At 39.6% G+C, this 25,107-nt stretch carries 24 protein-coding genes; 14 read left to right on the top strand and 10 right to left on the bottom strand.

Annotation, left to right across the window (positions count from 1 at the left end):
• Positions 1-8: 8 nt before the first annotated feature.
• Positions 9-722, bottom strand: coding sequence for a glutamine amidotransferase (locus E0H94_RS16605; RefSeq protein WP_131327516.1), 714 nt, complete (start codon positions 720-722; stop codon positions 9-11).
• 78 nt (positions 723-800) lie between these two features.
• Entirely contained in the window at positions 801-1,361 is a 561-nt protein-coding gene (locus E0H94_RS16600) for a TetR/AcrR family transcriptional regulator (protein WP_131327515.1), read from the bottom strand.
• 91 nt (positions 1,362-1,452) lie between these two features.
• Here E0H94_RS16600 and E0H94_RS16595 point away from each other — a divergent pair, with 91 nt between their 5' ends.
• The 4 genes from E0H94_RS16595 (at position 1,453) to E0H94_RS16580 (ending at position 4,560) form a co-directional block, all read left to right on the top strand.
• Positions 1,453-2,205: an SDR family oxidoreductase gene (locus E0H94_RS16595; protein WP_131327514.1), complete on the top strand. Its 753-nt coding sequence runs from the start codon at positions 1,453-1,455 to the stop codon at positions 2,203-2,205.
• Between the two features lie 39 nt (positions 2,206-2,244).
• Complete coding sequence (locus E0H94_RS16590) at positions 2,245-2,838, top strand: 2-hydroxychromene-2-carboxylate isomerase (RefSeq protein WP_131327513.1); 594 nt, start codon at positions 2,245-2,247, stop codon at positions 2,836-2,838.
• A 205-nt stretch (positions 2,839-3,043) separates the two neighbouring features.
• Positions 3,044-3,622 (top strand): TetR/AcrR family transcriptional regulator, encoded by a 579-nt coding sequence (locus E0H94_RS16585; protein WP_131327512.1) that lies wholly within the window; start codon positions 3,044-3,046, stop codon positions 3,620-3,622.
• Positions 3,619-4,560, top strand: a complete 942-nt coding sequence (locus E0H94_RS16580; RefSeq protein WP_131327511.1) for a DMT family transporter — start codon at positions 3,619-3,621, stop codon at positions 4,558-4,560. The genes E0H94_RS16585 and E0H94_RS16580 overlap by 4 nt, the downstream gene beginning before the upstream one ends.
• Before the next feature lie 98 nt (positions 4,561-4,658).
• Here the strand turns inward: E0H94_RS16580 and E0H94_RS16575 are convergent, their stop codons facing one another.
• Positions 4,659-6,170 carry an aldehyde dehydrogenase family protein gene (locus tag E0H94_RS16575; protein ID WP_131327510.1) on the bottom strand — a complete coding sequence of 504 codons (1,512 nt, stop codon included), beginning with the start codon at positions 6,168-6,170 and terminating at the stop codon, positions 4,659-4,661.
• Between the two features lie 196 nt (positions 6,171-6,366).
• On the opposite strand from E0H94_RS16575, the gene E0H94_RS16570 reads away from it, so the two are divergent.
• Positions 6,367-7,557, top strand: a complete 1,191-nt coding sequence (locus tag E0H94_RS16570) for a transcriptional regulator (RefSeq protein WP_131327509.1) — start codon at positions 6,367-6,369, stop codon at positions 7,555-7,557.
• 1 nt (position 7,558) lies between these two features.
• Here E0H94_RS16570 and E0H94_RS16565 read toward each other — a convergent pair whose 3' ends face one another.
• Together E0H94_RS16565 and mdh are read right to left on the bottom strand one after the other, a co-directional pair.
• A complete protein-coding gene (locus E0H94_RS16565) occupies positions 7,559-8,527 on the bottom strand; it encodes an alpha/beta hydrolase (protein ID WP_131327508.1) in 969 nt (322 codons plus the stop codon).
• 215 nt (positions 8,528-8,742) lie between these two features.
• The gene (mdh, locus tag E0H94_RS16560) at positions 8,743-9,954 is read right to left on the bottom strand and encodes an iron-dependent methanol dehydrogenase (RefSeq protein WP_131327507.1); all 1,212 of its coding nucleotides are present in this window, start codon (positions 9,952-9,954) and stop codon (positions 8,743-8,745) included.
• A 287-nt stretch (positions 9,955-10,241) separates the two neighbouring features.
• Between mdh and E0H94_RS16555 the strand changes: the two genes are divergently transcribed.
• The 3 genes from E0H94_RS16555 to E0H94_RS16545 all read left to right on the top strand — a co-directional run bounded on the left by E0H94_RS16555 (position 10,242) and on the right by E0H94_RS16545 (position 15,231).
• The gene (locus tag E0H94_RS16555) at positions 10,242-12,251 is read left to right on the top strand and encodes a hypothetical protein (protein ID WP_131327506.1); all 2,010 of its coding nucleotides are present in this window, start codon (positions 10,242-10,244) and stop codon (positions 12,249-12,251) included.
• 177 nt (positions 12,252-12,428) lie between these two features.
• Positions 12,429-14,144 (top strand): AAA family ATPase, encoded by a 1,716-nt coding sequence (locus tag E0H94_RS16550; protein WP_131327542.1) that lies wholly within the window; start codon positions 12,429-12,431, stop codon positions 14,142-14,144.
• A gap of 103 nt (positions 14,145-14,247) precedes the next feature.
• Positions 14,248-15,231 (top strand): ion transporter, encoded by a 984-nt coding sequence (locus E0H94_RS16545; protein ID WP_131327505.1) that lies wholly within the window; start codon positions 14,248-14,250, stop codon positions 15,229-15,231.
• 96 nt (positions 15,232-15,327) lie between these two features.
• Here the strand turns inward: E0H94_RS16545 and E0H94_RS16540 are convergent, their stop codons facing one another.
• Positions 15,328-16,554, bottom strand: a complete 1,227-nt coding sequence (locus E0H94_RS16540) for an MFS transporter (protein WP_131327504.1) — start codon at positions 16,552-16,554, stop codon at positions 15,328-15,330.
• A 490-nt stretch (positions 16,555-17,044) separates the two neighbouring features.
• On the opposite strand from E0H94_RS16540, the gene E0H94_RS16535 reads away from it, so the two are divergent.
• On the top strand, positions 17,045-17,965 hold the full coding sequence (locus E0H94_RS16535; protein WP_131327503.1) for a LysR family transcriptional regulator: 921 nt from the start codon (positions 17,045-17,047) through the stop codon (positions 17,963-17,965).
• 68 nt (positions 17,966-18,033) lie between these two features.
• On the opposite strand, the gene E0H94_RS16530 is transcribed toward E0H94_RS16535, so the two are convergent.
• The gene (locus E0H94_RS16530) at positions 18,034-18,486 is read right to left on the bottom strand and encodes a DUF441 domain-containing protein (RefSeq protein WP_131327502.1); all 453 of its coding nucleotides are present in this window, start codon (positions 18,484-18,486) and stop codon (positions 18,034-18,036) included.
• 125 nt (positions 18,487-18,611) lie between these two features.
• On the opposite strand from E0H94_RS16530, the gene E0H94_RS16525 reads away from it, so the two are divergent.
• Complete coding sequence (locus tag E0H94_RS16525; RefSeq protein ID WP_131327501.1) at positions 18,612-19,322, top strand: pseudouridine synthase; 711 nt, start codon at positions 18,612-18,614, stop codon at positions 19,320-19,322.
• Here E0H94_RS16525 and E0H94_RS16520 read toward each other — a convergent pair.
• From E0H94_RS16520 to E0H94_RS16510, 3 genes are all read right to left on the bottom strand, one after another.
• On the bottom strand, positions 19,315-19,758 hold the full coding sequence (locus E0H94_RS16520) for a GNAT family N-acetyltransferase (RefSeq protein ID WP_131327500.1): 444 nt from the start codon (positions 19,756-19,758) through the stop codon (positions 19,315-19,317). The two genes, E0H94_RS16525 and E0H94_RS16520, sit on opposite strands and share 8 nt — an antisense overlap.
• A 93-nt stretch (positions 19,759-19,851) precedes the next feature.
• Complete coding sequence (locus E0H94_RS16515; protein ID WP_131327499.1) at positions 19,852-20,202, bottom strand: type II toxin-antitoxin system RelB/DinJ family antitoxin; 351 nt, start codon at positions 20,200-20,202, stop codon at positions 19,852-19,854.
• A 108-nt stretch (positions 20,203-20,310) separates the two neighbouring features.
• Positions 20,311-21,216 (bottom strand): RluA family pseudouridine synthase, encoded by a 906-nt coding sequence (locus E0H94_RS16510; protein ID WP_131327498.1) that lies wholly within the window; start codon positions 21,214-21,216, stop codon positions 20,311-20,313.
• 132 nt (positions 21,217-21,348) lie between these two features.
• Between E0H94_RS16510 and tsaE the strand changes: the two genes are divergently transcribed.
• From tsaE to hfq, 4 genes are all read left to right on the top strand, one after another.
• Complete coding sequence (gene tsaE / locus E0H94_RS16505; RefSeq protein ID WP_131327497.1) at positions 21,349-21,825, top strand: tRNA (adenosine(37)-N6)-threonylcarbamoyltransferase complex ATPase subunit type 1 TsaE; 477 nt, start codon at positions 21,349-21,351, stop codon at positions 21,823-21,825.
• Positions 21,818-23,755, top strand: a complete 1,938-nt coding sequence (gene mutL / locus E0H94_RS16500; RefSeq protein WP_131327496.1) for a DNA mismatch repair endonuclease MutL — start codon at positions 21,818-21,820, stop codon at positions 23,753-23,755. Before tsaE ends, mutL begins: the two co-directional genes overlap by 8 nt.
• A gap of 6 nt (positions 23,756-23,761) precedes the next feature.
• On the top strand, positions 23,762-24,706 hold the full coding sequence (miaA, locus tag E0H94_RS16495) for a tRNA (adenosine(37)-N6)-dimethylallyltransferase MiaA (RefSeq protein WP_131327495.1): 945 nt from the start codon (positions 23,762-23,764) through the stop codon (positions 24,704-24,706).
• A gap of 96 nt (positions 24,707-24,802) precedes the next feature.
• Positions 24,803-25,107: RNA chaperone Hfq (hfq, locus tag E0H94_RS16490; protein ID WP_131327494.1), on the top strand; the 305-nt coding region annotated here is incomplete at its 3' end.

Below are 25,107 nucleotides of genomic sequence, written 5' to 3'. Positions count from 1 at the left end.
CAGCAATCTTATTCAATATGTTGCATAAAAAACTCAAGTACTTGCGGTGCATTTTGCTCCAAAGCAGGTGCAAAACGTTGGTTATCATCACGTAGGCGAGGAATGTTAATTTTTGCATGACGTAATTCGCTAGTATGACCAATCAACCATTTTTCCATTGCATCTGCAGCAACTTCAACATGAAATTGTAGCGCCAGAATATTGCTGCCTATTTTAAATGCTTGATGCGGATAGATCGCAGAACTTGCTAAAAGCTCAGCTTGTTCTGGTAAATCAAAGGTATCGCCATGCCAATGTAAAACTGGCGTATTGGTGAGGCTCGCAAGAGGATTCTGTGCGACAGGTTTGATTTCTAAGGTGCTCCAGCCAATTTCTTTTTGTGCTCCAGCATAGACTTTGGCACCAAGCGCATGAGCAATCAGTTGTGCACCTAAACAAATGCCGAGTGTTGGCAAATTACCAGCTAAGCGCTGTTGTAATAGTTCAATTTCTTGCTTTAAAAATGGGTAATCCTCGGTCTCATAGACACCAATTGGACCACCTAAAATAACGGTGAGTCCTTCATGTTCAAGCGCTTTACGCAAGTCATCGACACCTGCTTCTACATATCTCACCCGAAAGCCAAGTTGGTAAAAAGTATCTTCTAGAGCACCGAGGTCTTCAAAAGCAAGATGTTGAATCGCATAAATGGTTTTTGGAAAATCGGGAGCTGTTGTTTTCATATGCTTTGAATTGTGATGAATAAACGAAAATGGTTTTGAATATATACCAAAATAATAAAGTTGCGTAAGTAATAAAATTTAAACTGCAAGGCTCGCTTTTAAAAATGCCTTGCTGGACTCGATCACTTGTTTTTGTATGTTTTCATCTGCCATGCCACGTGCAAGGCTAATCGCACCAACCAGTTGGCAAAGTACTCCCCAAGCTTTGTCTTCAGAGCCTAAATGTTGTGTAAATAGGGCATGTCCACGGAGTAATTCTTGCTGATAAAGTTGTTTAATCTCGATATCTGAACGGGCAACCTCACTGGCAAGTGCGGGTAAAATACAGCCATAATCCGCATGTTGCACATGAGAGATATTGAGGTAACGGTTTAATTCAAAATCCAGCCATTCATAAGGGCTGTCGTGGGGATTATTTTCCCATCTTGAAAAACTTTGCTGTAGTTCGGCCTCTAACAACGCTTTTAATAATGCATGTTTGGAAGCAAAGTGTGAATAGAAAGCACCGCTGGTCACACCTGCTGCTTTCATAAAACTGTCAATGCCTGTTGCAGCAAAGCCTTGTTGTTTTGCCAGTTGACTACTGATATGCAGTAATTCTTTGCGTTTTTCTTGTTTGTATCCAGGTTTATATCGCATGTGAATGACTTAGTTAACGAGATTTGACGATGGTTAAATTATAACATAGTATTCGTTATGGTAACGGTCGTTATCTAATGGAATACAAAAAATGAAAGAGAAGAATGAACAAGAAATTCGTCAAAAAGGCGTTGCCTTCATTATTGGTGCAGGCGATGCGACGGGCGGTGAGATTGCTAAACGCTTCGCACGTGGAGGCTATATTGCATGTATGACACGCCGTAATGCTGATAAGTTACAGCCTTTAATTGATGAAATTGAGCAAATGGGGGGTAAGGCTTACGGTTTTGCATCTGATGCACGTAAAGAAGAACAAGTGATTGAATTAATTGAGCAGATTGAAGTCACAATTGGTCCGATTGAAGTGATGGTCTTTAATATTGGCGCAAATGTGCCATGTAGTATTTTAGAAGAAACCGCACGTAAATATTTTAAAATTTGGGAAATGGCCTGCTTTAGTGCTTTTCTGGCTGGACGTGAGGTGGCTAAGCGTATGGTGCAGCGTGAACAAGGCAATATTATTTTTACAGGTGCGACGGCTGGTGTGCGCGGGGCTGCTAATTTTGCAGCCTTTGCAGGAGCTAAACATGCATTACGTGCTTTGGCGCAAAGTATGGCGCGTGAATTAGGTCCAAAGAATATTCATGTGGCACATGTGGTGGTCGATGGGGCAATTGATACCGATTTTATTGAAACAACTTTCCCTGATATTTATGCACTTAAGGCGCAAGATGGAATATTAAACCCTGCACATATTGCGGAAAACTATTGGCATTTGGTACACCAACCGCGTGATGCATGGACACATGAATTGGATTTAAGACCGTGGATTGAACGCTGGTAATTTCTAGATTTTAAAACGTTTAAATAGAGGGATTTAACGATGCAAACGATTGAGTTTTATTTTGATTTAGGTAGCCCATACAGTTATATAGGCTTTCATCGTATTCAAAAAATAGCCGCAGACAAACATGCCAATATGATTTGGAAACCGATGCTTTTGGGTGGGGTATTTAAAGCAACTGGTAACAGTAGCCCAATCACTGTACCTGCCAAAGCGCAATATGTTATGAATGATTTAAAGCGTTGGTCAGAACTATGGCAGATTCCAATGCAAATGAATCCGTATTTCCCAATGAACACTCTGCAATTGATGCGATTAATCACAGCCGTGCAGTTGTATCAACCTGATCAATTCTTACGTGTATTGACAGGTGCATTTCATGCCATGTTTGGGGAACCACGTAATTTGAATGATTTGCAAGAGTTTCAAAAAATGCTTGTAGATTTAGAACTGGATGTTCAACAAGTTCAAACTTGGTTAGATGATGAACAAGTTAAGCAGCAATTAAAAACGATCACTGAAGAAGCTGTGCACCGTGGGGTATTTGGGGCACCAACATGGTTTAATCAAGATGAAATTTATTGGGGAATCGATCATTTACACTTTTTAGAAGATGTTTTAACAACCTCATAAGTAGCATACTCAAGCCAATTATTTGTAAAACAAAGCAGCTCTTGTATGACCAGTAGTTGTACAAGATATTATTATATAATGATATTTTAAATATTTTTATTCAATTTAAATTGTTGTCACTTTTCCATAACATCAAATTTAGATTGCAAAAAACAAACTATTTTTATAAATTAGATAGATCGGTCTATATAATTGGGTGCTTGTCATGAGCAATAAATCGGCAAAAGAAAAGATTTTAGATGCAGCGGCAACCTTGTTTTATAACGATGGAATTGCCAATACAGGAATCAATGCGATAACCGATCGGGCAGGCGTGGCTAAAATGTCGCTATACAATAATTTCCCGACCAAATCTGATCTGATTGTGACCTATATACAAGCCCGCCATCAGGAATGGCTAGACCTGTATGCCAAGCGATTAAGTCATTGTAATTCGGCTTATGAGAAAATTTTGGCAGTATTTGATGCCTATCAAGATCATGCGGAATGTGCCTATCAAAAGGGATTTAGAGGTTGTGGTTTATTGAACGCAGCAGCCGAATTTCCTACAGATAGTCCCGAGCGAATTGCAGTGAAGCAACACAAAGAAGAGGTCGAGCAGATTCTGCTTGAACATCTGGGTGCTTTATTTCAGAACCAGAATAAAGTACAAGAGTTGGCACTGTTTATTTCTTTTGTACTGGAGGGTTCTATTGCACGTGCAGGCTTAGACGGTAATGGAGATAAAGTGCATGCAGCGAAACAAATGATAGAACGACTTTTGCAACAGGAACTAAACACGTGAGCCAAAAGCTGGATTTATCTGCCCACTATGGCTTTATTGCCGTACTCATTGCATCGGTGCTATGGGGAACCACAGGGACAGCTGCATCATTTGCACCCAATTTAAGTCCTTTGGCAATAGGGGCTTTGGCCATGGGTGGCGGTGGATTTTTACAAGCGCTATTAGCCAGAAAGAAGATTGCCAACCATCTTCAAGATATTCCTAAAAATAGAGGCATACTGTTATTGGGTGCTCTTTCCGTGGCGATTTATCCTCTAGCCTTTTACAGCTCTATGCATTTGGCAGGCATCACCATTGGTACGGTGGTTTCTATTGGCACAGCTCCCTTATTTACTGCCTTGTTAGAGCGCATTTTTGATCAAAAGCAATTATCAAAACGTTGGTTCTTTAGTTGTTTCTTTGGCATATTCGGGGTGTTGTTGCTCTCGTTGGGGGAATCATATGCTACGACACAGTTACAACAGCAGACTACCGATCAGAAAATTTTGGGTGTTATTCTGGGTTTGGTTGCGGGTCTCACTTATTCACTTTATTCGTGGGCTGCGAAAAAATTAATTGATCGTGGCGTCGAAGCGAAAGCATCAATTGGTTTAATTTTTGGTTTTGGGGCAATGTTATTGTTACCGACAGCATTTTATACAGGGATAAATCTTTTTGATGAAGCCATCAATATCTATGTGGTTGGCTATATGATGTTAATCCCGATGTTTTTGGGCTATTTATTGTTTGGTTATGGTCTAAAAACAGTCCCGGCGAGCCGTGCTGTTACGCTGACTTTGTTTGAGCCATTTATGGCAGCAATATTTGCCATGCTCATTGTAGGGGAGCAATTAGATGGATTGGGGTGGTTAGGAATGGGGCTTATTTTTGTTTGTTTGGCGATTTTATTTAAAGAAGAACCAGAGACTGAAACAAATCACACGGTCGTTTCTACCTAGTGTGAAATGGTTAATAGCAGATCCAAAGATGAAAACAGCGAACCTAGGTTCGCTGTTTTCAGTTTTCTTGCAAAGGAAACAAGTTTCAAAAGAGGGAATTAGAAGAAACCTGCTGGTTTAGTCGAATAGCTTACTAACAAGTTTTTAGTTTGTTGATAATGATCTAGCATCATTTTGTGGTTTTCACGACCAATACCTGATTTTTTGTAACCACCGAATGCCGCATGTGCAGGGTAAATGTGGTAACAGTTGGTCCATACACGACCAGCTTCAATCGCACGACCAGCACGATAAGAGGTATGCGCCGAACGCGACCAAACGCCTGCACCTAAACCATAAATGGTGTCATTGGCAATTTTGATGGCTTCATCAAAGTCTTTGAAGGTTGTTACAGACAAGACTGGTCCAAAAATTTCTTCTTGGAAAACTTTCATGCTGTTGTTGCCTTTGAAGATCGTTGGTTCAATGTAGAAACCACTACCCACTTCGTGACGAGCACCACCACCAGTCAGAACTTCTGCACCTTCGCCACGACCTGTTGCAATACAGCCCAAGATTTTATCTTGCTGCTCTTGAGATGCCTGAGCACCAATCATGGTTTCTGTGTCTAAAGGGTGGCCTGTTTTAATACGCTTAACACGTTCGATTGCTTTTTCAAGGAATTTGTCGGCAATACTTTCTTGAACTAGCGCACGTGAAGGACACGTACAGACTTCACCTTGGTTTAAAGCGAACATAGCAAAGCCTTCTAGGGCTTTATCTAGGTAGTCATCTTCGCGATCCATCACATCTTCAAAGAAGATATTTGGTGACTTGCCACCAAGTTCTAAAGTCACAGGAATAATGTTTTCAGTCGCATATTGCATAATTAACTGACCCACTTGCGTAGAACCTGTGAAGGCGATTTTTGCAATACGTGGACTAGTTGCAAGTGGACGACCTACTTCAGCACCAAAACCATTCACGATATTCAAAATACCTTCTGGTAATAGGTCTTGAATTAATTCAGCAACCAATAAAATACCGACAGGGGTTTGTTCCGCAGGCTTAAGAACAATACAGTTACCTGCTGCCAATGCTGGAGCAAGTTTCCATGCCGCCATAAGAATTGGGAAGTTCCATGGAATAATTTGACCCACAACACCCAATGGCTCATGAAAATGGTAAGCAATTGTGTCTTCATCAATCTCAGAAATTCCACCTTCTTGAGAACGAATACATCCTGCAAAATAACGGAAGTGATCAATTGCTAGAGGGATATCTGCGGCAAGTGTTTCACGGACAGGTTTACCATTGTCCCAAGTTTCTGCAACTGCCAGTAATTCAAGATTTTGTTCTAAACGATCTGCAATTTTAAGTAACAGATTTGAACGTGTTGTAGGAGAAGATTTGTTCCATTGAGCCTTAGCTTTGTGCGCTGCATCAAGCGCAAGTTCGATATCTTCAACTGTTGAGCGAGGAATTTTGGTGAATACTTTGCCATCGACAGGCGAGATGTTTTCGAAGTATTCTCCTTTAATAGGTGCAACCCATTGGCCACCAATAAAGTTTTCGTATTGTGCTTTAAATTGAACCTTAGAACCAGGTTGATTAGGATCGACGTAACGCATATATAATTTCCTTTGCTTGTTGTTTGTCTAAGCTTCTACAGCTTTGGTATAAGGTACAGCAGTACATTATTTGTTTAGCATAACTAGCATAAGGTTGGAGAAAGGTTGGAAAGTAGAAGGTTTACAACAGGACGACAAATGCTTACAAAAACAGTTAAGTACAGGACGTCGAATCATTAGTTGTTGAGAGAAAGCAATGATGAATAAGCAAGCATTAGTAGAAAAAAGACAACGGATTGATCAGTTTCGCCAAAGTAGTAGCCTTTCGCCGTTACATGCAGAACAATTAGGGCAAAGTATTGCAAGCTCATGGCAGCGTTCAGCCTCCGCAGCGATTCCGAAAGATCGTATGGCTGCTCCAATTAATCATCAGCATCGTCGTGGTTTAAACGGCGCCTTAGAGCATGCCTTACAACTTTGCACTGAAGATCTTAAACATATTGCACAGCAATCTTCCATGGTGATTGCTGTGGGTGATATCGGCAGTACCATTGTGTGGTCGGCATCGAGCCATCAAATGCAGAGCGCGGCTGAAAGTGTACACTTTGTTGAAGGTGGGCAGTGGCGAGAAGAGTTGGTCGGTACCAATGCACTGGCATTGTCATTAAAAACCCAGCAATCGAGTTGTGTGTTTTCCAATGAGCATTACATGACCTCAATACAAGATTGGGTGTGTTATGCGGCACCGATAATTGATCCTTACTCAAAGCAACTCTTAGGGGTCATTGATTTATCGACCACATGGAAAAACCACAATAGCCTAGGGCTTTTGGCTGCTGAGCGCTGTTCCTCGATTATTCAATCGGCTTTATTGGAACATCAAAAGCAGCAGTTGTTTATTCGTGCATTTGCTGTTCCGCAAATTTTATTTAATGGTAAAGCCTTGGTACTGACGCCACGTCAAATTGAGATTTTGGCGATTTTGGCTTTGTGTCCTCAAGGGCTAACCTTAGATACTTTGCATCAAGCACTTTATGGTGAGCGTAAGGTCAGTGTGGGGACATTAAAGGCAGAAATGTCACAGCTCCGTGATATTTTGGGAGGCATGTTAGGCTCAAGACCTTACCGCTTGTTGGTCAATGTCGATGCGGATTTTTTACAAGCAGAACAAGCTTTAGATGCGGGCTATTTGGAAACCGCATTAAAGTTGTATACAGGTGTGTTCTTGGCGAGAACTGAAAGCCCATTTTTATGTGCTTGGCGAGATTGTTTGGAGTCACGTTTAAGTGATGCCATTTTTAAAGCCAATGAAACCGATGTGTTACTAAAACATGTGGCACATTTTCCAGAAGCAATAGATGCGGTAGAGCGTTTGATTGAACTGATGCCTAAGACACATCCTGTTCATCAAACGCTGTTGAAATTTAAGGATAGGGAGGATTTTTAATTCAGATTCCTTTCTCCTTTATCCAAGCAAATAAGTTTTGATAAACCTGTTCACGAACTTTAGGTGCGGATAAAACCAAATCGTGCAAACCATTTTCAATGGTTTGAATACTGATATCCCCGATCACTTTCTCGGCGTATTTTTGAATATCATTAACGTTTAAAATCACGTCACTGGTCTGAGCTTCAATCCCCCATTTTTTCGGGTTCGTGGTTTGATGTGAGTGCATGACAAGGGTGGGAATAGTGACTGTTACGCCTGCGTGAATCTCTTTTTGAGCTTCATAGATGGCACGAACAAAGCTGAGCTTCACCATGGTGTAGCTGGGTTGTTTCCACTCAAGGTTAAAATTCCATTCACCATGATAGTGGCAATGTAGGCTAGGAACGTACCATTTATTCAGACCGCTTGGAATAGTGAGATTCGGAAGCAATCGACCTAGCTTGATGAGTTGCGGTAACGCTTTATTTTTCTCAAACTCGCTCATGTTGAAATCATAAAAAGGACTGTTTGCCCATAATCCCTTAATCAATGAATGCTGCGGATGATGGGCTGCAAATAAGGTACAAATCAGTCCACCCGTTGAGTGCCCGCTTAACAACACAGCATCATGACCTTCAGCTTGAATAATTTCTAACGCTTTATTAATTTCTGCATCATATTCACTTAAATCACGTAGATTATAGAGTTGTTGATGCCCTAAACGGGAACGTCCATATTTACGTAAATCCAGCGCGTAAAAATCAAAACCATGCTGATTGAACTGATCTGCCATTTCAGTTTGAAAGAAATAATCAATAAAACCATGAATGTACAAAATTGCTTTGGTGGTGGCTTGAGTGTTTTTTTTGCGGACTAGAGTCGCAATGACTTTGCCTTCATAATCATCGGGGAATTCAAGCACAAGCTGTTGATAATCTGGCCCTAAAACATCGGCTTGATATATGGTAGGAATTTTGAGCGATGTCATTTTTATACTCATCAAGATTTATTATGGTTTAATCCTTGATGATGTTGGAAGATTTGTCAAACAGAATTGATTGTAGAATAAAAAAATGCAACCCAGTGCCTTCTTCTGTAAAGAATCTAGACTGTAGCCAATGGTTAGTCAACATTGGCTACATTCTATGCCTGATTCAAACAGAACTGGGTTGCCAAAAGCAAAAAGTAAGAGATTGGAGAGACTTACACCGCTGCTTTAAAATCTAAAACTTCAGCACCACTTTTTAATGCTGCTTTGAAAATATCAACCACTTGAGCATGTGTTGCCTTACGAGGGTTAGTTAACATACAAGCATCTTTTTGAGCATTTTCAGACATAATGCCTAAATCTTGTTCCTTCACACCCAGTTCAGCAAGGCTTGATGGAATACCGATAGAAGAAGATAACTCACGGATTGCATCAATCGCGGCATAGGCAGCTTCGGTCACGGTCAATCCAGTGGTGTTAACACCCATTAACTCGGCAATACGTGCATAACGGTCAGGGCAGGCAATTAAGTTGAATTCGCATACATGTGGTAGTAATACCGCATTACATACACCATGTGGCAGGTTATAGAAACCGCCTAATTGGTGTGCCATGGCATGTACATAGCCTAAAGATGCGTTGTTAAATGCCATACCCGCAAGATACTGTGCATAGCTCATTGCATCACGTGCTTCAAGGTTTTCACCGTTGGCAACCGCTGGGCGTAACCATTCACTGATCATAGAAATCGCTTTTTCAGCGCATGCATCGGTAATTGGATTTGCAGCAGTAGAAACATAAGCTTCTACAGCATGGGTCAATGCATCCATACCTGTTGCAGCGGTTAAGCTAGCAGGTTTTGCAATCATGAGTTTAGGATCATCAATTGCAATCAGTGGTGTACAACGCCAATCGACAATCGCCATTTTCACATGTGTGTCTGTATTGGTAATAATACAGAAGCGTGTCATTTCAGATGCCGTGCCTGCAGTTGTGTTTACTGCAATCAGAGGTGTCATTGGGACAGAGCTTTTATCAATGCCTTCATAATCACGAATATGACCACCACCTGCTGTAACTAGCCCAATACCTTTTGCACAGTCATGTGAAGAGCCACCACCTAATGAAACAATAAAGTCACAAGCATGGTCGTTGTACGCTTGTACGCCGTTATGTACATTAATATCTGTTGGGTTTGGTTCTGCACCTGGGAAGATGTGACTGTCGACACCTGCATCTTTAAGATAGCTCGCAATCGTGTCTGCTACACCAAATTTAAATAAACCAGCATCGGTAACAATCAGTGCTTTTTTAGCACCTAAATTTTGTGCTTTGGTTCCAATCTCTTTAGCACAGCCTGGACCAAAGAGTGAAACACATGGAATATAAAAACCGTTTGTTTGATCTGCAATATTTTTAAAAGCCATGGTGCGATTCCTTCTACCATTGTTATGTTCTAAGCGGTGACCCTCACCGTGGTTTGAGTATTAAATGAAGACACATTTAAGCCTACCTACCAAACACCTACCATCATATTGAGATTGGAAAATTGTCATGGAGAGACAGGGGGTTATTGAAAATAAATATTGTAATATTTTTCTATAATATTCTGAAAAATAACAAAATATATCAATGTTTTTCTTTAGATGCTTTTTTTTAAAATTTGATTACAATAAATAGAAGCATTATACAAAAGTAGAATGAGGGGGCGTGTATGGAACAAGAGCGTTTAATACCGCAACATCGTCAAATTGCCGAATTGATTCTGGGTTTTTCTTCAGATTTAATCGCCATGCAGCATCAACAATGGCAAACCTTGGGGGATATTAATGCACAAAATATGTTTCGGATAGATCAAGAAAAACATACCATCTATATAATGAATGAGATGTTTTATCTCACTTTTGAATTAGTCCAAAATCAACAGACTGCTTTTATTCAATACAACTTCCATTATCAAGATCAACATGCAGAATTACTTGAAGATTTCTTTTTGAATGATGTCGGTTTTTTGACTGATCAATTGAATGAACAACACTCCTTATTTCTTAAAAATAAAGCACAGCAATTACGTGAACTTATTGCGAAACAAATTTATCAGTGGGTGGATGGACCTGCGCGTGTCGTAGCATGTTTAAATCAGATGAGCTTGGCTCAAGCTGAGTTGTTAGATCGTCGTTTAATGGTACTCGGAATGGCGAAATATGCTTGTTTTGCCCAGTCCAAACAAATGGGAACTGATTTGGATCCTGCATTACAACAACATTTTAGTCAGCTTTGTGCTTTACACATTGTGAATGGGGAAGATTTTTTACCGTTACAGGGCCTCATGGATTGTTATGATGAGCTTTGCCACAGTGCAGCGCAGTTTTTACCTTCAGCACTGTATCGGATAGCGACTTTAACTTTTGAACAAAAATTTAATTTAGATGAACTGCTTGATCATCAAATAGATTTTGCATTGCTACAGCCTTATGCCGTTCAGCAAGGACATGTCTTATCATTTGTACGCTTGATGAATCGCGAGTTGTGGCATAAAGATGATTTATTGGCTAAACATAACTTTTTGCAGCCAAATACGCAGATCTGGCAAAAAAAAGTCGCGCGTTTACCTATATTTGATTATTCCAGAACCGTGAATTGGTTGTTTAAGCAAGATGCGATGGTATTGGACTGGTTAAGTGCACATATCCAACACAGTCATGTGCGTGTCGCAGTGACAGCTTTAAGTTTTGTTGACACCAGTCAAATTCATCCCTGTATTATTTTATTAACGTTGCAATATTTTCAACATACTTGTGCGCGGATGTTTATTCAAAGCTGTGATATCCATGCAACCGCAGAACAATGGTTTGAACATCAAAATAATCAAAGTGTGGTGCTGAAAGGGCAACAGCAAACCGTTGAGGATCAGCGTATTGCTATCAGCCCATCCATTTTATATTTGGATGAATGGATGAATTTACTGCGTAATGTTGCCAGCAAGAATGAAACCATAGTCAAGCAGGTGTACAAGAAAATTAGCCGCATCATGCAGGCATATATGTTGCATTTACATCATATTGTGCAAGATTTACCACAAGAACTATTAAATTATGTGCATCCAAGTACGCACCAGAATCGAGGGTTTTATCGGACCTTGCGTCGGCATCATGTCCCTGTCAATGAGTTTAGGGCTTTATTTTATTTACGATATCAGAATTTACGAGTGTCGGTATTTGATGCTTATGTTCGAGATTATTTGATTTATTGTTTTAATGAAAACCGTGAAATTGCCAAAAATAGTACATGGCTTGGTTTATTTCACCACGCCGTAGAATGGCATCGGCAGTTACATAAAGATGAAATTTTGGCACGGTTAAAACAAAATTTTGCAGTGAATACATGGAATGCCGTATCCCCTCAAACCATTTTGCAATATTCGGGTTGGAGTTTTGAGGAATTACATCAAATTGAACGCATTATTGAAGAGTCGAATATATTTCATCATTGTCTGGCTATGAGTTATGCGGAACGAATTATGCAAGGAGAATATGTTGCTTTTCATATGTCTTCGCCACATTACGCGCAGTCTTTAACGCTGGGTTGTCATATTCAGGCAGGTAAATTATTGTTTGATCAATTGGAGTATCCTAATAATCAAAAAGCGGAGCAATTGTTGGTGACGATTGCGGAACAATTTATTCAATGGTTTAACGAACATTTTTCACCAGCACAGAAATAGACTTCATATGAGTTAACCCATTAACAAAAAACTATTTTGCTTCATTTTAAAATTGATGGATAAGCTTTTGTAATTTAGTGGATTGATCTAAGAAAAAACAACAGTGTTTCTTCTCAGACTTAACTTTTAATGCAAAACTCGTTAGGCTATAGCCGTTATTTATTGGTTATCGGTCATATGAAACAAGAAACTGCACTTAAGCTCCTTAAAGCTGGCGAAAATGTCTTCCTTACAGGTTCGGCTGGTGCAGGAAAAACTTATACTTTAAATCAGTACATCAACTATTTGAAAGCGCGTAAGGTACCTGTTGCGATTACCGCTTCTACGGGTATTGCTGCAACGCACATGAATGGCATGACCATTCATACTTGGGCGGGTATTGGTATTAAAGATAGCTTAAGTGATGATGATCTTAAGCGTATGAAAGAGCGCAAATACCTCAAAGAACATTTAGAAAATGCACAGGTATTAATTATTGATGAAATTTCGATGTTGCATGCAAAACAACTGAATTTGGTCAATCAGGTTTTAAAATACTTTAAAGAAAGTGATGATGCTTTTGGTGGCATTCAGGTGATTGTCGCTGGAGATTTTTTTCAGTTGCCACCCGTTGGTAAAAAAGAAGAGCTGAATCGGGATAAATTCTGCTTTATGTCCGAAGCGTGGGTAGAAGCCAAGTTCCGTGTTTGCTACCTGACCGAGCAACATCGTCAAGGTAATGATTATCTGAATGATATTTTGAACGCAATTCGTAGTCAGAGTATTACTTCGGAGCATATACGTGTATTAGAACAAACGCGTTCACAAGATATTGGTGAGACTTTCACACGTTTATATACCCATAACATGGATGTTGATTCAATTAATTTTCAACATTTAAATGCGATTGAGCAGCAAGGTCATGAATTCATGGCGGTCTGTGATGGTAATGATAAATTAATTGAAACTCTGAAATCCTCTGTACGAGCGCCTGAAGCATTAACATTGAAGAAGAATGCCAAAGTGATGTTTGTAAAAAACAACTTTGACATGGGCTATATCAATGGCAGTTTAGGGGAGGTTATAGGTTTTGAAGAAGATGATGATCATGGCATTTTGCCCAAAGTGAAACTCACAGATGGTTCAGTCTTATTGGTTGAACCAGAAACGTGGTCAGTTGATAACGAAGCGGGGAAGAGTATTGCTAGTTTGCAGCAAATTCCATTGCGTTTGGCATGGGCAATTACCATTCATAAATCTCAAGGTATGACCTTGGCAGCAGCTGAAATAAACTTGAGCCATACCTTTGAAAAAGGTCAAGGTTATGTCGCATTATCACGGTTAAAATCATTAAATGGTTTAAAACTACTCGGCTTTAACATGCAGGCTTTGGAATTAGACAGTCTTGCGATTAAAGCAGATCGCCGTTTTCAGGAGCTATCTGCCGAAGCTGAAACGAATTTTGCTGAAACTGATTTAACCGTACAACATAAAGCTTTTATTCGCCATTGTGGTGGAACGTTGAATGACGTTGAAATTGAGCGAAATGAAAAGAAAATTGCTCGGAATGCGGGCAAGCAAAATTATGCCTCGGCAACTTTGGACGAAACTCGTGAACTCTTTGAGTCAGGTTATGACATAGAAGATATTGCAAGCGAACGTGGACTCACGCCTGCCACTATTATTAATCATTTGGGACGGTTGCATAAAGAGCAAGCTTTGGATATTTCTGTTGCGCATCCGGGTGAAGAGGTTGTTGAGGAAGTCCGTAAAATCTATAAACGTTTACAGAAGCGTCAAAGCCCAGATCATTTTGCGGATGATGGTGCTATTAAATTACGTCCAATTGTGGAAGCAACCAATCCGCGTATGGGCTATGACCAAGTACGCTTAGCGTTGCTTTATATCGAATAAAACTTAAATGAGAGAAAAGAGTAGGCAAGAGGAATTCTTGCTTACTTTGATTTAAAGTTCATATACACTGATTTATAAGCGATAAGAATAACTTAGAACAGTAATGAAATTTACGGCATGGTATACGCTACGCAAGTTGGTCTATAACAATTTGCACAATGAAGATTATGAAACCCGCTTAAGTCGTGGGATTAATTATTTTCTGATAGCACTCATTATGAGTAATGCTGCTGCGGTATTACTTGAGTCAGTACATCAATATTATGTACGTTACGAAACTTTTTTTTATTATTTTGAACTTTTTTCAATTTTTATTTTTACTGTGGAATATATTTTACGTTTCTGGTCAGTTGCAGAGTCAGACAGTTTTGAATCAGCTTGGAAAAATCGTTTAAATTGGGTTAAAAGTGGCGGGGCGATTATTGATTTACTGGCTATTTTACCTGCGTATCTCAATTTCTTTGTTCATTTCGACCTACGCTTCCTTCGAATTGTACGCTTACTTCGGTTATTAAAACTGACCCGCTATTTTGTTTCATTACAAATTTTATTGCGAGTGATCGAACGTGAAAAAGGTTCGTTCCAAGCCGTCATTTTTATCTTGGTGATTATGATTATTATGGCTGCGGCAGGTGTGTATTTGATTGAAAGTCGGGTACAGCCCGATGTCTTTAGTTCAATACCAGCATCAATGTGGTGGGCGGTCGTGACCTTAACCACGGTCGGTTATGGTGATGTGACCCCTGTAACGCCGCTTGGCCGTTTTTTAGGGGCATTGATTACCATTTTAGGTGTGGGCTTGGCGGCTTTACCCGCGGGTATTTTAGCCAATGGTTTGGCAAATGAACTTGAATTGCGCAAACAAGAATTGGAACTCAGATTTCGAGAATTGATTCAAAACAGTGATATTGATTTTATTCTTGAAAAAGAAAAGATCGAAGAAATACGTAAAGAAGTAGGACTCACTCAAGAGCAGACCCAAGATATTATTCTTCAGTTGATTCGAGAGCAAAAAGAGGAATCTTTAAAACAGGAACGTGAACAATATGCCTATTGCCCACACTGTGGTAAAAAATTACCTGAATAATATTTAAAAATTGAGAGCTAAGCGATTAGTAAAGCAATGAAAGCAGCAAGCACTTTCATTGCTTATTTCACATATGCACACGTCATAGGTATGGTGTTAGATAGATTCATGACATGCCGAAACGACTAGATTATTTTTCTCGTGCTGAAAAGCGAAAAATAAAATGATTAAACCACCAAAACTGAGCAGTGTACCAACCCAAATGGGTGCGAGCCAACCCAAGTTTTGGCTAATTAACCAACCACCTAGAAAAGCACCAAAAGCATTGGCGATATTAAAGGCTGAATGATTTAAAGAAGCCGCCAAACTCTGAGCATTACCCGCAACATCCATGAGACGCGTTTGTAGCAGTGGGCCTAAGCCTGCAATACTAAAACTGACTAAGAATAATGCTGCAAACGCGGTATATAGATTCCCAATCGCGAGCGCACAAATGATATAAGAACCTGCATTTGAAAGAAGTACCCAAATAATTGCTTTATTTAAGTTTCTATCAGCAAAATGGCCTGCAACTAGACCACCCACCACTAAACCTAAACCGATACTTGCAAGAGCAAAAGGGACGATTTCAATACGGGCATGTGTGTATTCAGTCAAAATTGGTGAAACGTAACTATACACTGAGAAAAGACCACCGAAACCAATAGCGCTGACAGCTAAAGTTAGCCACATTTGCGTGTTTTTAAGTCCACGGAGTTCATTTTGAATACTGGCAGTATGCTCGAGTTGAATTTTTGGCAGACAAAAACAAATCGCTATCACTGTTAAAAATGCAATTGAAGCTGAGAATTCAAACCCAGATCGCCAACCATAATGTTGTCCCAACCATGTTGCAAAGGGTACACCAATGACCGTTGCTACATTTAAGCCCATCATCAATTTGGCAACCGCAGAAGCACGCTTTTGTTTACTTGCAAAGTCAGCCACAACCAAGGCTGCAATACCGAAATAGGCGCCATGAGGTAGACCTGAAATAAAACGTGACAGCAACATGCTTTCATAATTATTGGCAAATGCAGTGATGGCATTGGCAATACCATAAAAAAGCATAAGCCCAATCAGTAGGATTTTGCGCGGAACTTTGGCTGCTAAGATTGCAATAATTGGAGCACCGATTGTAACCCCTAAGGCATAGGCACTGATAAAATGTCCTGCTACAGGAATACTTACATTCAAATTATGTGAAATTTCTTGAATAAGCCCCATCGCGACAAATTCTGTTGTACCAATACAAAAGCCACCTAAGGCGAGTGCCAGAATGACCCAAAATAGGCGATAGGATGGCGTAGGATCAGTCGCCGTATCTAAACTCGGAAATATCATTTTTAATAGGAATATTGGGAGGGAGGGAAAGAACTAATTATAGGTGAAATGAACGAATAATGTTAAGTCATTTACTCGGAATTCATGGAGTTGATGAATAGATTAAATTTAGGTCTGTAAGTTTAATATTTTTAATTACCTAATATAATCATGTATATAATAAGATTTTGAAATAAATACCCTATGCAAATTAATAGAAATATTAAGTGTTTGATTAAGAAATAAGTACCACAAAGCAGAAGATGCCATATTTTTAATATGGATTTAGGCAAATATTATAAATTTCTTTAGATAAACAAATACTGAAATTGTATTCAAGGTGAAATGTACTAATTTATTTTATGATAGAATGAGTTAAATTCATTTAGTGGTTTTACATTAAATCACATCAATAATCTCTTTTTTTGCTCTCTTGGTTTACAGCATTTAAGCCGTTTTAAACTATGGCGCTGACATTTTAGCTTTTGATCTTTGCGGACTGATAATAAACATGCTTGAAATTCGACATCTAAAAACCCTACTGGCACTTCGTGAACATGGTTCTTTGGTTGCAGCCGCCAATGATTTATGTTTGACGCCTTCTGCTATTTCGCATCAGTTAAAAGAGTTGGATCATTGGTATGGGGTAGAGGTGGTTAATCGTCGTAGTCGCCCAGTATCATTTTCCAATGTAGGACAACGTTTGCTGAAGCTTGCAGACGATGTTTTGCCACAAATTCAAATTGCACAAACCGACATTACGCGGATTGTGCATGGTCAAACAGGACGTATTATTTTCTCATCAGAATGTCATAGCTGTTTTGATTGGTTAATGCCTCTTTTAAATCAATATCGCCAGCAATATCCAGATGTCGATTTAGATTTTGCTTCTGGCTTCGAAGCCAATCCGCATGAATTATTGCAAAATGGGGAGTTTGATTTACTCATTACTGCCGATCCAATTGCTTTGAAAGGCGTGGATTACTTTCCAATCTTTGAATATGAATCGCGTTTAGTCTTATCCAATACACATCCTTTGGTGCGTTCCGAAAGAATTACGGTACAAGAGTTAGCAGAAGAAACCTTAATTACTTATCCTGTAGATAAACATCGCTTAGACATTATGTCAAAATTATTCATTCCAGCGAATATTCAGCCTAAACAGATCCGTACCACGGATTTAACTCAGATGTTGATTCAATTGGTCGCAAGTGGGCGTGGCATTGCGGCATTACCAGATTGGGTTGTAAATGAATATGAGCAAAAAGGTTGGGTAACGTCGCGCCGTTTGGATTGTGTGTCTGAAAAAGGTCTACGCCGTACTTTATATGCAGGGTATCGAATTGAAGAAAAAGAGAAAACTTATTTTGAAGGTTTCTTGAAACAGTTGGATAAATTTTCACAGAAGCGTCATCAATACTATTTGTCTTAATTTCATTAATGCAGTTTGCTGTGATGATGCAATTTATAGATTGCATCATTACGCAAAATTGAATTGGACTAAGATTGTCCTATAAATAATGACAGTACGCCTGCCGCAATTAAAGGGCCAACGGGCACCCCGCGTAACACGGCAACTCCAGCAACGGTTCCAATGAGCAATCCTGCGACCACATTTGGCTGATGGGTCATGAGTTTTACACCGCGACCACCTAACCAAGCAACAAAAAGACCAATGGCAATCGCCAGTAATGATTTCCAGCTTAAAAAGGATTTAAGAATAGCTTCGCCGGGAATTTTGCCGCTGGCAATTGGGGTCAAAACACCAATGGTTAAAATAACAATACCAATATTTAAGCCATGTTGTTGTAATAGCGGGAAAAACTCACTTAGGGGGGTAATTTTGAAGACAATCAGTACACCAGCAGCAATGGTGACAGCAGAGTTGTGACTGAAAATACCACAAGCCAATAAAACCAGTAGTACAAGCAAATTTAGATCTAAATTAGGCATGAGACCCAGGGAGAATGTGTGAAAATGCAACTATTGTAGCGATTTTTTGCCGATCACATCGAGAAAATCAGCGGAAAAGTCGAAAATTGTTTAAAATGCTGCAGTCTGTTGTCAGGTCTTACATTATGTATTTGGAAAAAATGTTGCAATCTCAAGGTTTTGGTTCGCGTAAGCATTGCCAACAATTGATTAAATCTGGAGCTGTTTGCATTGACCAAGACATTATGCAAAATCCTAAGCAAAAGCTGAATTTGGAAAACTTAGTTTTCGAGGTGTATGGAAAGCACTATCAATATCGAGAAAATGTTTATATTGCCCTGAATAAACCTGCGGGCTATGAATGTTCTCATCAAGCTACACATCATTTTAGTGTGTTCGATTTGTTTGATGATGTACTGTTGAATCGTGGATTACAATGCGTTGGGCGTTTAGATCAGGATACTACGGGTTTATTGCTGCTCACGGATGATGGTCAATTTCTTCAAGCATTAACCCATCCCAAAAAGCATGTGGGCAAAGTTTATCGGATGCAAACTATAGATCCAATTTCCGCTGAACAGATTGAGCAGCTTGAACAGGGTGTCGAATTACGCAATGAACAAGGCACTTTTGCAGCTACAGATGTACAGCAGTTGGCGACATGTGAATTGCAAATGACCATTCATCAAGGTGTTTATCATCAAGTAAAAAGAATGTTAGCTGCGGTGGGTAATAAAGTTGAACAACTGCATCGCGTACAAATTGGTGCGTTAGAGTGTCCTGAGCTAAAAGAGGGCGAATGGATCTATTTGACACCTGAGCAGATAGCGCTAGCTCGTACCCGAGAAACTATTTAAGAAAGCAGTGATAGGTTCTAAATTCATTATCAGCAATAAAACCCATAGCTTCATATAGTCGATGAGATTCACGATTGGTTTTTTGCGTTTCTATGCTAATACGAAGCGCATTTTCATGTCGTGCAAACAGAATGGCAGTATCAATCAGTTGTTTGGCTGAGCCTTGACGACGGAATTGGGGTGTTACATAGACATCGTCCAAAATATAGTAGGTTGAACAGGCGACAGAAGAAAAACCTAAATAAAGCAAAATAAAACCTGTAATTACATTATCTTTCACGTGAATAAAGATGACACTTTCTTGGTTTTCGAAACGCTTTTTTAAAAAATGTTGGGAAAGATTTAAATTAGAAGAAGCACCATAAAATTGACGGTATTCATCAAATAAAACTGCAAGTTGATTGAGGTCATCTAATGTGGCTTTTTTTACAATCATTGATTGCTCCATGCATTTTTTATTGTCATTGCATGAAGCATACCTAAGTTTTTAAATGAAAAAATTTAAATAATGTATAAAAATGCAACAGGGTTAATTTTTATCACTTTCACCCAAGATTGCATTGAGTTCTTCAAATAAGTCTAGATGGTCATCATCCATAAGAAATTCTTCGCTAGATTGAACGCTGTTTATCGTGTCATCACTTTCATGTGTAACAGCAGTGGTTTTCTGCTCTTGTTTAAGCCGTCTTAACTTAATCAATTGCTCTAAATTGATATTCTGATTTTCAATAGAAAAGGGGATAGACTTTGTCAATACAACTTGTTTGAAAAAGAGCCGCACAGCTTGGGCTGGCGTAATCCCCAATTGTTTAAAGACAGCAAAGGCCTGTTTCTTTTCCTGTGAATCGAGACGAATTTGATAAACTTCGGTTTTTCTCATGATTTTTATAAATTTGAAGATTGAACTTTTAGCCCTCATTTTAATCAATTTTATTGTAATTTCAATATTTTTGAATTGAAAACTTTATTTTTTGTAATGACAAACAAGCTACAGTGTCAATTCAAAATGAGATGAAAAGTCCATAGGTTTGCCTGTGACAGGATCTGTAAATTGAATTCGTTTGGCTAGTAGTTGTAATGGGTGGGAAAAATCATCATCAGATTTATGCTGAACGGTTGGGTAGAAAGGGTCATTTTGAATGGCAATGCCTAAATGATTCAGGTGAACTCGTAATTGATGCTGCTTTCCTGTTTCGGGTTTTAGTAGATATTTAGCCCATTGAGCATTGTGTTCCAAAATATCAATCTGCGTTTCACTGTTTGGTTCGCCCTCTACAATTTGCATGGTGTAAAACGGATGCCCTTTGTCCATTCTTAAGCGGAGAGTTTGTGGGAATTCAAGCGCGGAATGATAGGCTGCAATTGCATGATAGGTCTTTTTAACTTCGCGATTAGCAAACATTTGTTGGTAAATGCCACGTGTTTCTGGACGCTTAGAAAATAAAACCAGTCCAGCAGTTTCACGGTCTAAACGATGAATTGGTGTTAAATCAGGATTGCCTGTTTGATTTTTTAAACGAACCAATAGGGTTTCTTGCACATACTGACCTGTTGGACTCATGGTCAGAAAATGTGGTTTATCGATAAGGTATAGATCATCTGTTTCATGCAAAATATGATGCTGAAATGGAATATGAATTTCATGTGCTAAAAAACGATAGTAATAGATATGTTGATTGGCAAGATATTCGCTATCTAGGCTTAGAATTGTACCGTCAGTTGCATAAATCAATTGGTCTTGAAAACGCTGTTGCCACTCTTGTGCTGAAATATGCGCAAACTGTTGGCAGAGATAATCGTACAAACGCTGTGGCGCAGGTTGTAAAGCAGGTAAGAACAGTTTGCTTGCAGTTACACCGCGAATCATCGGCGGAACAAAGTCATGCGCAGTCATAAGATATCAATCACAACAGGTTGGCAGAATGCATGTGCTGTATTAAAAATACACATTTCGTATGCATTGCATAGGTATTAAGAGCGTGGCGATGCTATCATAATTCTACTTTTGAATCATGCTGTGAGTCATATGTCGTATTCATTTCATTTGCCCCTAAACTCTGAAGCAGATACCCAGCAACTTGCGCGCGTGGTTGCACAATATTTTACTGAGGGTGTGATTTATTTAATTGGCGATTTAGGTGCAGGAAAAACGACATTTACCCGTTATTTGTTGCAACAACTTGGTCATCAAGGTTCAGTAAAAAGTCCAACGTATACCTTGGTTGAACCATATAGCATTCAGAACAAACAAGTCTTTCATTTTGACTTGTATCGACTGAATGATCCTTATGAACTTGAGTTAATGGGTATTCGCGATTATTTGGATACACCCAATGCTTTATTTTTATTTGAATGGCCAAGTAAAGGTGGTGAAGAAATTCCAGCTGCCGATTTCACTATTGAAATTTTAAAGTCTGAAGATGAATTATCGCGTCAGGCAACATTAAGCTTTCAAGATGAAATGCTCTATAAAGCACTTGAACAGGCATTTCAACATGCGTGATGAAGTTCCTATACGCCGCATTCATACCTTAGATCCTGCGCTTGCCAACCAGATTGCTGCGGGTGAAGTGATTGAACGTCCAGCTTCTGTGGTTAAAGAGCTGCTTGAAAATTCAATTGATGCAGGCGCAACAGAACTCATTATTCGGGTCGAACAAGGCGGTAGTACGCTGATTGAAATTATCGACAATGGTCGAGGTATTCATTCCGATGATTTATCTTTGGCGGTGATGCGCCATGCCACCAGTAAGATTCAAACTGCTGAAGATTTACACGCGATTGTGAGTTTAGGTTTCCGTGGTGAAGCATTGGCATCGATAGCAGCGGTTTCGCGTTTAACCTTGACCAGTAGCCAAGTAGACGATGGTGTTGGTTATCAGGTTGAAGTGAATGGCACTGCATTTCAACATCAACAAATTCAAGCAGTAGCAGCAGCACGCGGTACACAGATTCGGGTGCAGGATTTATTTTTTAATGTCCCTGCGCGCCGAAAATTCTTAAAAAAACCAGGTACAGAATTCGGCCATATCGAAGAAATTGTGCGTCGTTTAGCCCTTACTCATTTTGATATTCGTTTTGTGTTGGAGCATAACAATAATATTCGTTTGAATTTGCCCGTTGCCGATAGTGGTGCACTACGCTTTCAGCGGGTACAACAATTGTTAGGACGACAATTTACAGAAAATGCCTATTGGATTGATGCAGACAGCGTCAATATGCGTTTGAGTGGTTGGTTGGGGCATCCTTCGGATGCAAGAGCACAGGCAGATTTACAGTATGTCTATGTCAATGGACGGATTGTCAAAGATAAAACGATTTCTCATGCTTTACGCATGGCTTATGATGGTATTTTACACGGACATCAACACTCTGCATATTTGTTATTTTTAGAAGTTGATCCTGAAAATATCGATGTCAATGTTCATCCAACTAAGCATGAAATCCGTTTTCTGAATCAACGTGAAGTTCATGAGTTTGTACGCCATTTTGCAAAAGACACGCTATCCCAATTTCAAACTGCGAGTGCAGATTTAGCGCAAGCATTGAAAGTCGAGCAAGCAAGCCCAATAAATATACAGCAACCCCGTTATCAAGAGCAGTTTCAGTTGCATCGCACAGCAGAATCAACACCTGTGTCAGAGTCCGTAGCCATATTAACAGACTTTGAATCTTCACAACCGCAACAAGCTGTGCAGTATGTAGCGCAAGACACCAAAGCGTATCGAGTCAATCCTGCATCACCAGTAAATACTGCAGCTTTACAGAGTTATCTAGCGCCATTACGAGCAGTTGGTCAGTCCACTGATGATATTGTGGTGGATGATATGGCTCCCCGAGTAGATGAGCATCCTTTGGGTATTGCGATTGCACAGTTACACGGCATTTATATTTTGGCACAGAATACGGAAGGCCTAATTATTGTCGATATGCACGCTGCACATGAGCGGATTTTATTACAACAAATGAAATCTGCTTGGGAAAATCCTGAATTTTGGATATCACAGCAATTGTTGATTCCGAAAATAGTTAATGTGAATCGGATGCAGGCACTTCGAGTAGAAGATTTGAGAGAACCTTTAGCACGCTTGGGTTTGGAAATTGATCAATATGGTGATGAACAAGTCATTGTTCGTGGTGTACCAGCGATTTTACACAAAGCTGATTTTTCTGCTTTGATTCCTGAATTACTTAATGATTTGGATCCAACAGATGAGGTGCGCGGGTTGTTACAAAAGCGTGATCAAATCTTGGCGGGTATGGCGTGCCATGGTGCTGTGCGTGCACATCGATTGTTGAGCCTTTCTGAAATGAATGCTTTGCTCCGTCAAATGGAGCAGACCGAATTTGCGAGTCAATGTAACCATGGGCGACCGACTTGGCGTGCATTTCCATTGGCTCAGCTAGATAAACTTTTTGCTCGAGGAGAGTAAACCTAAATGTCGAATCAATTGCCTGTCATCAATTTGATGGGACCTACAGCCAGCGGTAAAACGGCTTTAGCATGTGAGTTATATGAACAGGGCAATTTTGAATTGATTTCTGTTGACTCGGCATTGGTTTATCGAGATATGGATATTGGGACAGCGAAACCAAGTAAAGCTGAGCAGGCGCAGTATCCGCATCATTTGATTGATATTATAAGCCCGTTAGAAGTGTATTCTGCTGCGCAATTTGTAGAAGATGCAACTAGGTTGGTTGATGAGATACATGCTAAAGGAAAAACCCCGATTTTGGTCGGAGGTACGATGTTGTATTTCAAAGCTTTGCTAGAGGGCTTATCGAGTAATTTGCCAAGTGCGGATTATGCAATTCGTGCTGAAATTGAAGCACAGGGTGATCGAGAGGGTTGGGAGTCAGTTTACGCTTCTTTATGTAAAGTGGATCCACTTGCAGGTGAGAAATTCAAGGTAAGTGACAAGCAGCGTATTATTCGTGCACTGGAAGTATTTCGTATTACAGGGCAGCCGATTACCAAATTACAAGCAGAACAACCTAAAAATTTACCATATCGTTACACTTTTCATAATTATGCTTTGTTGCCAGATCGGTTAGAATTACACAAGCGGATTGAAAAACGCTTGGAAATTATGTGGGAAATCGGTTTTTTAAATGAGGTTGAATCACTAATTGAAAAATACGATCTATTGGGTGATTTACCTTCAATGAGATCAGTCGGTTATAGGCAAGCCTTAGATTTTTTATTAAAAAGCGACAAAAGTCTCGAAAATAAGAAAGAAATGGAGGATAAAGCCCTTTTTGCGACACGACAACTTGCCAAACGTCAATATACTTGGTTAAGATCTTTGCAACAGTCGCATAAATTTAAAACATATTTAACAATAAAGCAGGCTCAAGAAGACTTGCGAAACTGTTACGGATAAAGCAAAATTTACATACTGTCTTTTTTATAATTTTTAATTGAAAAATAAAGATAGTTTTTTGCGCTGATTTTTAATATTTTTTTGGAGTTGTATAACATGTCTAAAGGTCAAACTTTGCAAGATCCGTTCTTGAATTCTCTCCGTAAAGAACGTATTCCTGTATCTATCTTCCTTGTAAACGGTATTAAGTTACAAGGTCATATTGAATCTTTTGACCAATATGTTGTTCTGTTAAAAAATACTGTAAGCCAAATGGTTTACAAACACGCTATTTCTACGGTTGTTCCTGCGCGTAACCCACGTCCTGCTGGTGCTCCTGCTGGTGGTGCACAAGGTACAGGCTTTGGTGGTGGTCAAGGCGGTGGCTTTGGTGGCGGTCAAGGCGGTGGCTTTGGTGGTGG

Origin of the sequence: Acinetobacter sp. ANC 4173 (genome assembly GCF_004331255.1) — a bacterium.
GTDB lineage: Bacteria > Pseudomonadota > Gammaproteobacteria > Pseudomonadales > Moraxellaceae > Acinetobacter.
The sequence above is the reverse complement of the archived record's forward strand: the minus strand, read 5'-3'. Positions and strand labels throughout refer to the sequence as shown.

Bases quoted from the DNA above. Each gene is read 5' to 3' on its own strand.
- E0H94_RS16605 (WP_131327516.1), bottom strand. From the start codon at position 722: ATGAAAACAACAGCTCCCGATTTTCCAAAAACCATTTATGCGATTCAA.
- E0H94_RS16600 (WP_131327515.1), bottom strand. From the start codon at position 1,361: ATGCGATATAAACCTGGATACAAACAAGAAAAACGCAAAGAATTACTG.
- E0H94_RS16595 (WP_131327514.1), top strand. From the start codon at position 1,453: ATGAAAGAGAAGAATGAACAAGAAATTCGTCAAAAAGGCGTTGCCTTC.
- E0H94_RS16590 (WP_131327513.1), top strand. From the start codon at position 2,245: ATGCAAACGATTGAGTTTTATTTTGATTTAGGTAGCCCATACAGTTAT.
- E0H94_RS16585 (WP_131327512.1), top strand. From the start codon at position 3,044: ATGAGCAATAAATCGGCAAAAGAAAAGATTTTAGATGCAGCGGCAACC.
- E0H94_RS16575 (WP_131327510.1), bottom strand. From the start codon at position 6,170: ATGCGTTACGTCGATCCTAATCAACCTGGTTCTAAGGTTCAATTTAAA.
- E0H94_RS16570 (WP_131327509.1), top strand. From the start codon at position 6,367: ATGATGAATAAGCAAGCATTAGTAGAAAAAAGACAACGGATTGATCAG.
- E0H94_RS16565 (WP_131327508.1), bottom strand. From the start codon at position 8,527: ATGACATCGCTCAAAATTCCTACCATATATCAAGCCGATGTTTTAGGG.
- mdh (WP_131327507.1), bottom strand. From the start codon at position 9,954: ATGGCTTTTAAAAATATTGCAGATCAAACAAACGGTTTTTATATTCCA.
- E0H94_RS16555 (WP_131327506.1), top strand. From the start codon at position 10,242: ATGGAACAAGAGCGTTTAATACCGCAACATCGTCAAATTGCCGAATTG.
- E0H94_RS16550 (WP_131327542.1), top strand. From the start codon at position 12,429: ATGAAACAAGAAACTGCACTTAAGCTCCTTAAAGCTGGCGAAAATGTC.
- E0H94_RS16545 (WP_131327505.1), top strand. From the start codon at position 14,248: ATGAAATTTACGGCATGGTATACGCTACGCAAGTTGGTCTATAACAAT.
- E0H94_RS16540 (WP_131327504.1), bottom strand. From the start codon at position 16,554: ATGATATTTCCGAGTTTAGATACGGCGACTGATCCTACGCCATCCTAT.
- E0H94_RS16535 (WP_131327503.1), top strand. From the start codon at position 17,045: ATGCTTGAAATTCGACATCTAAAAACCCTACTGGCACTTCGTGAACAT.
- E0H94_RS16530 (WP_131327502.1), bottom strand. From the start codon at position 18,486: ATGCCTAATTTAGATCTAAATTTGCTTGTACTACTGGTTTTATTGGCT.
- E0H94_RS16525 (WP_131327501.1), top strand. From the start codon at position 18,612: ATGTATTTGGAAAAAATGTTGCAATCTCAAGGTTTTGGTTCGCGTAAG.
- E0H94_RS16520 (WP_131327500.1), bottom strand. From the start codon at position 19,758: ATGATTGTAAAAAAAGCCACATTAGATGACCTCAATCAACTTGCAGTT.
- E0H94_RS16515 (WP_131327499.1), bottom strand. From the start codon at position 20,202: ATGAGAAAAACCGAAGTTTATCAAATTCGTCTCGATTCACAGGAAAAG.
- E0H94_RS16510 (WP_131327498.1), bottom strand. From the start codon at position 21,216: ATGACTGCGCATGACTTTGTTCCGCCGATGATTCGCGGTGTAACTGCA.
- tsaE (WP_131327497.1), top strand. From the start codon at position 21,349: ATGTCGTATTCATTTCATTTGCCCCTAAACTCTGAAGCAGATACCCAG.
- mutL (WP_131327496.1), top strand. From the start codon at position 21,818: ATGCGTGATGAAGTTCCTATACGCCGCATTCATACCTTAGATCCTGCG.
- miaA (WP_131327495.1), top strand. From the start codon at position 23,762: ATGTCGAATCAATTGCCTGTCATCAATTTGATGGGACCTACAGCCAGC.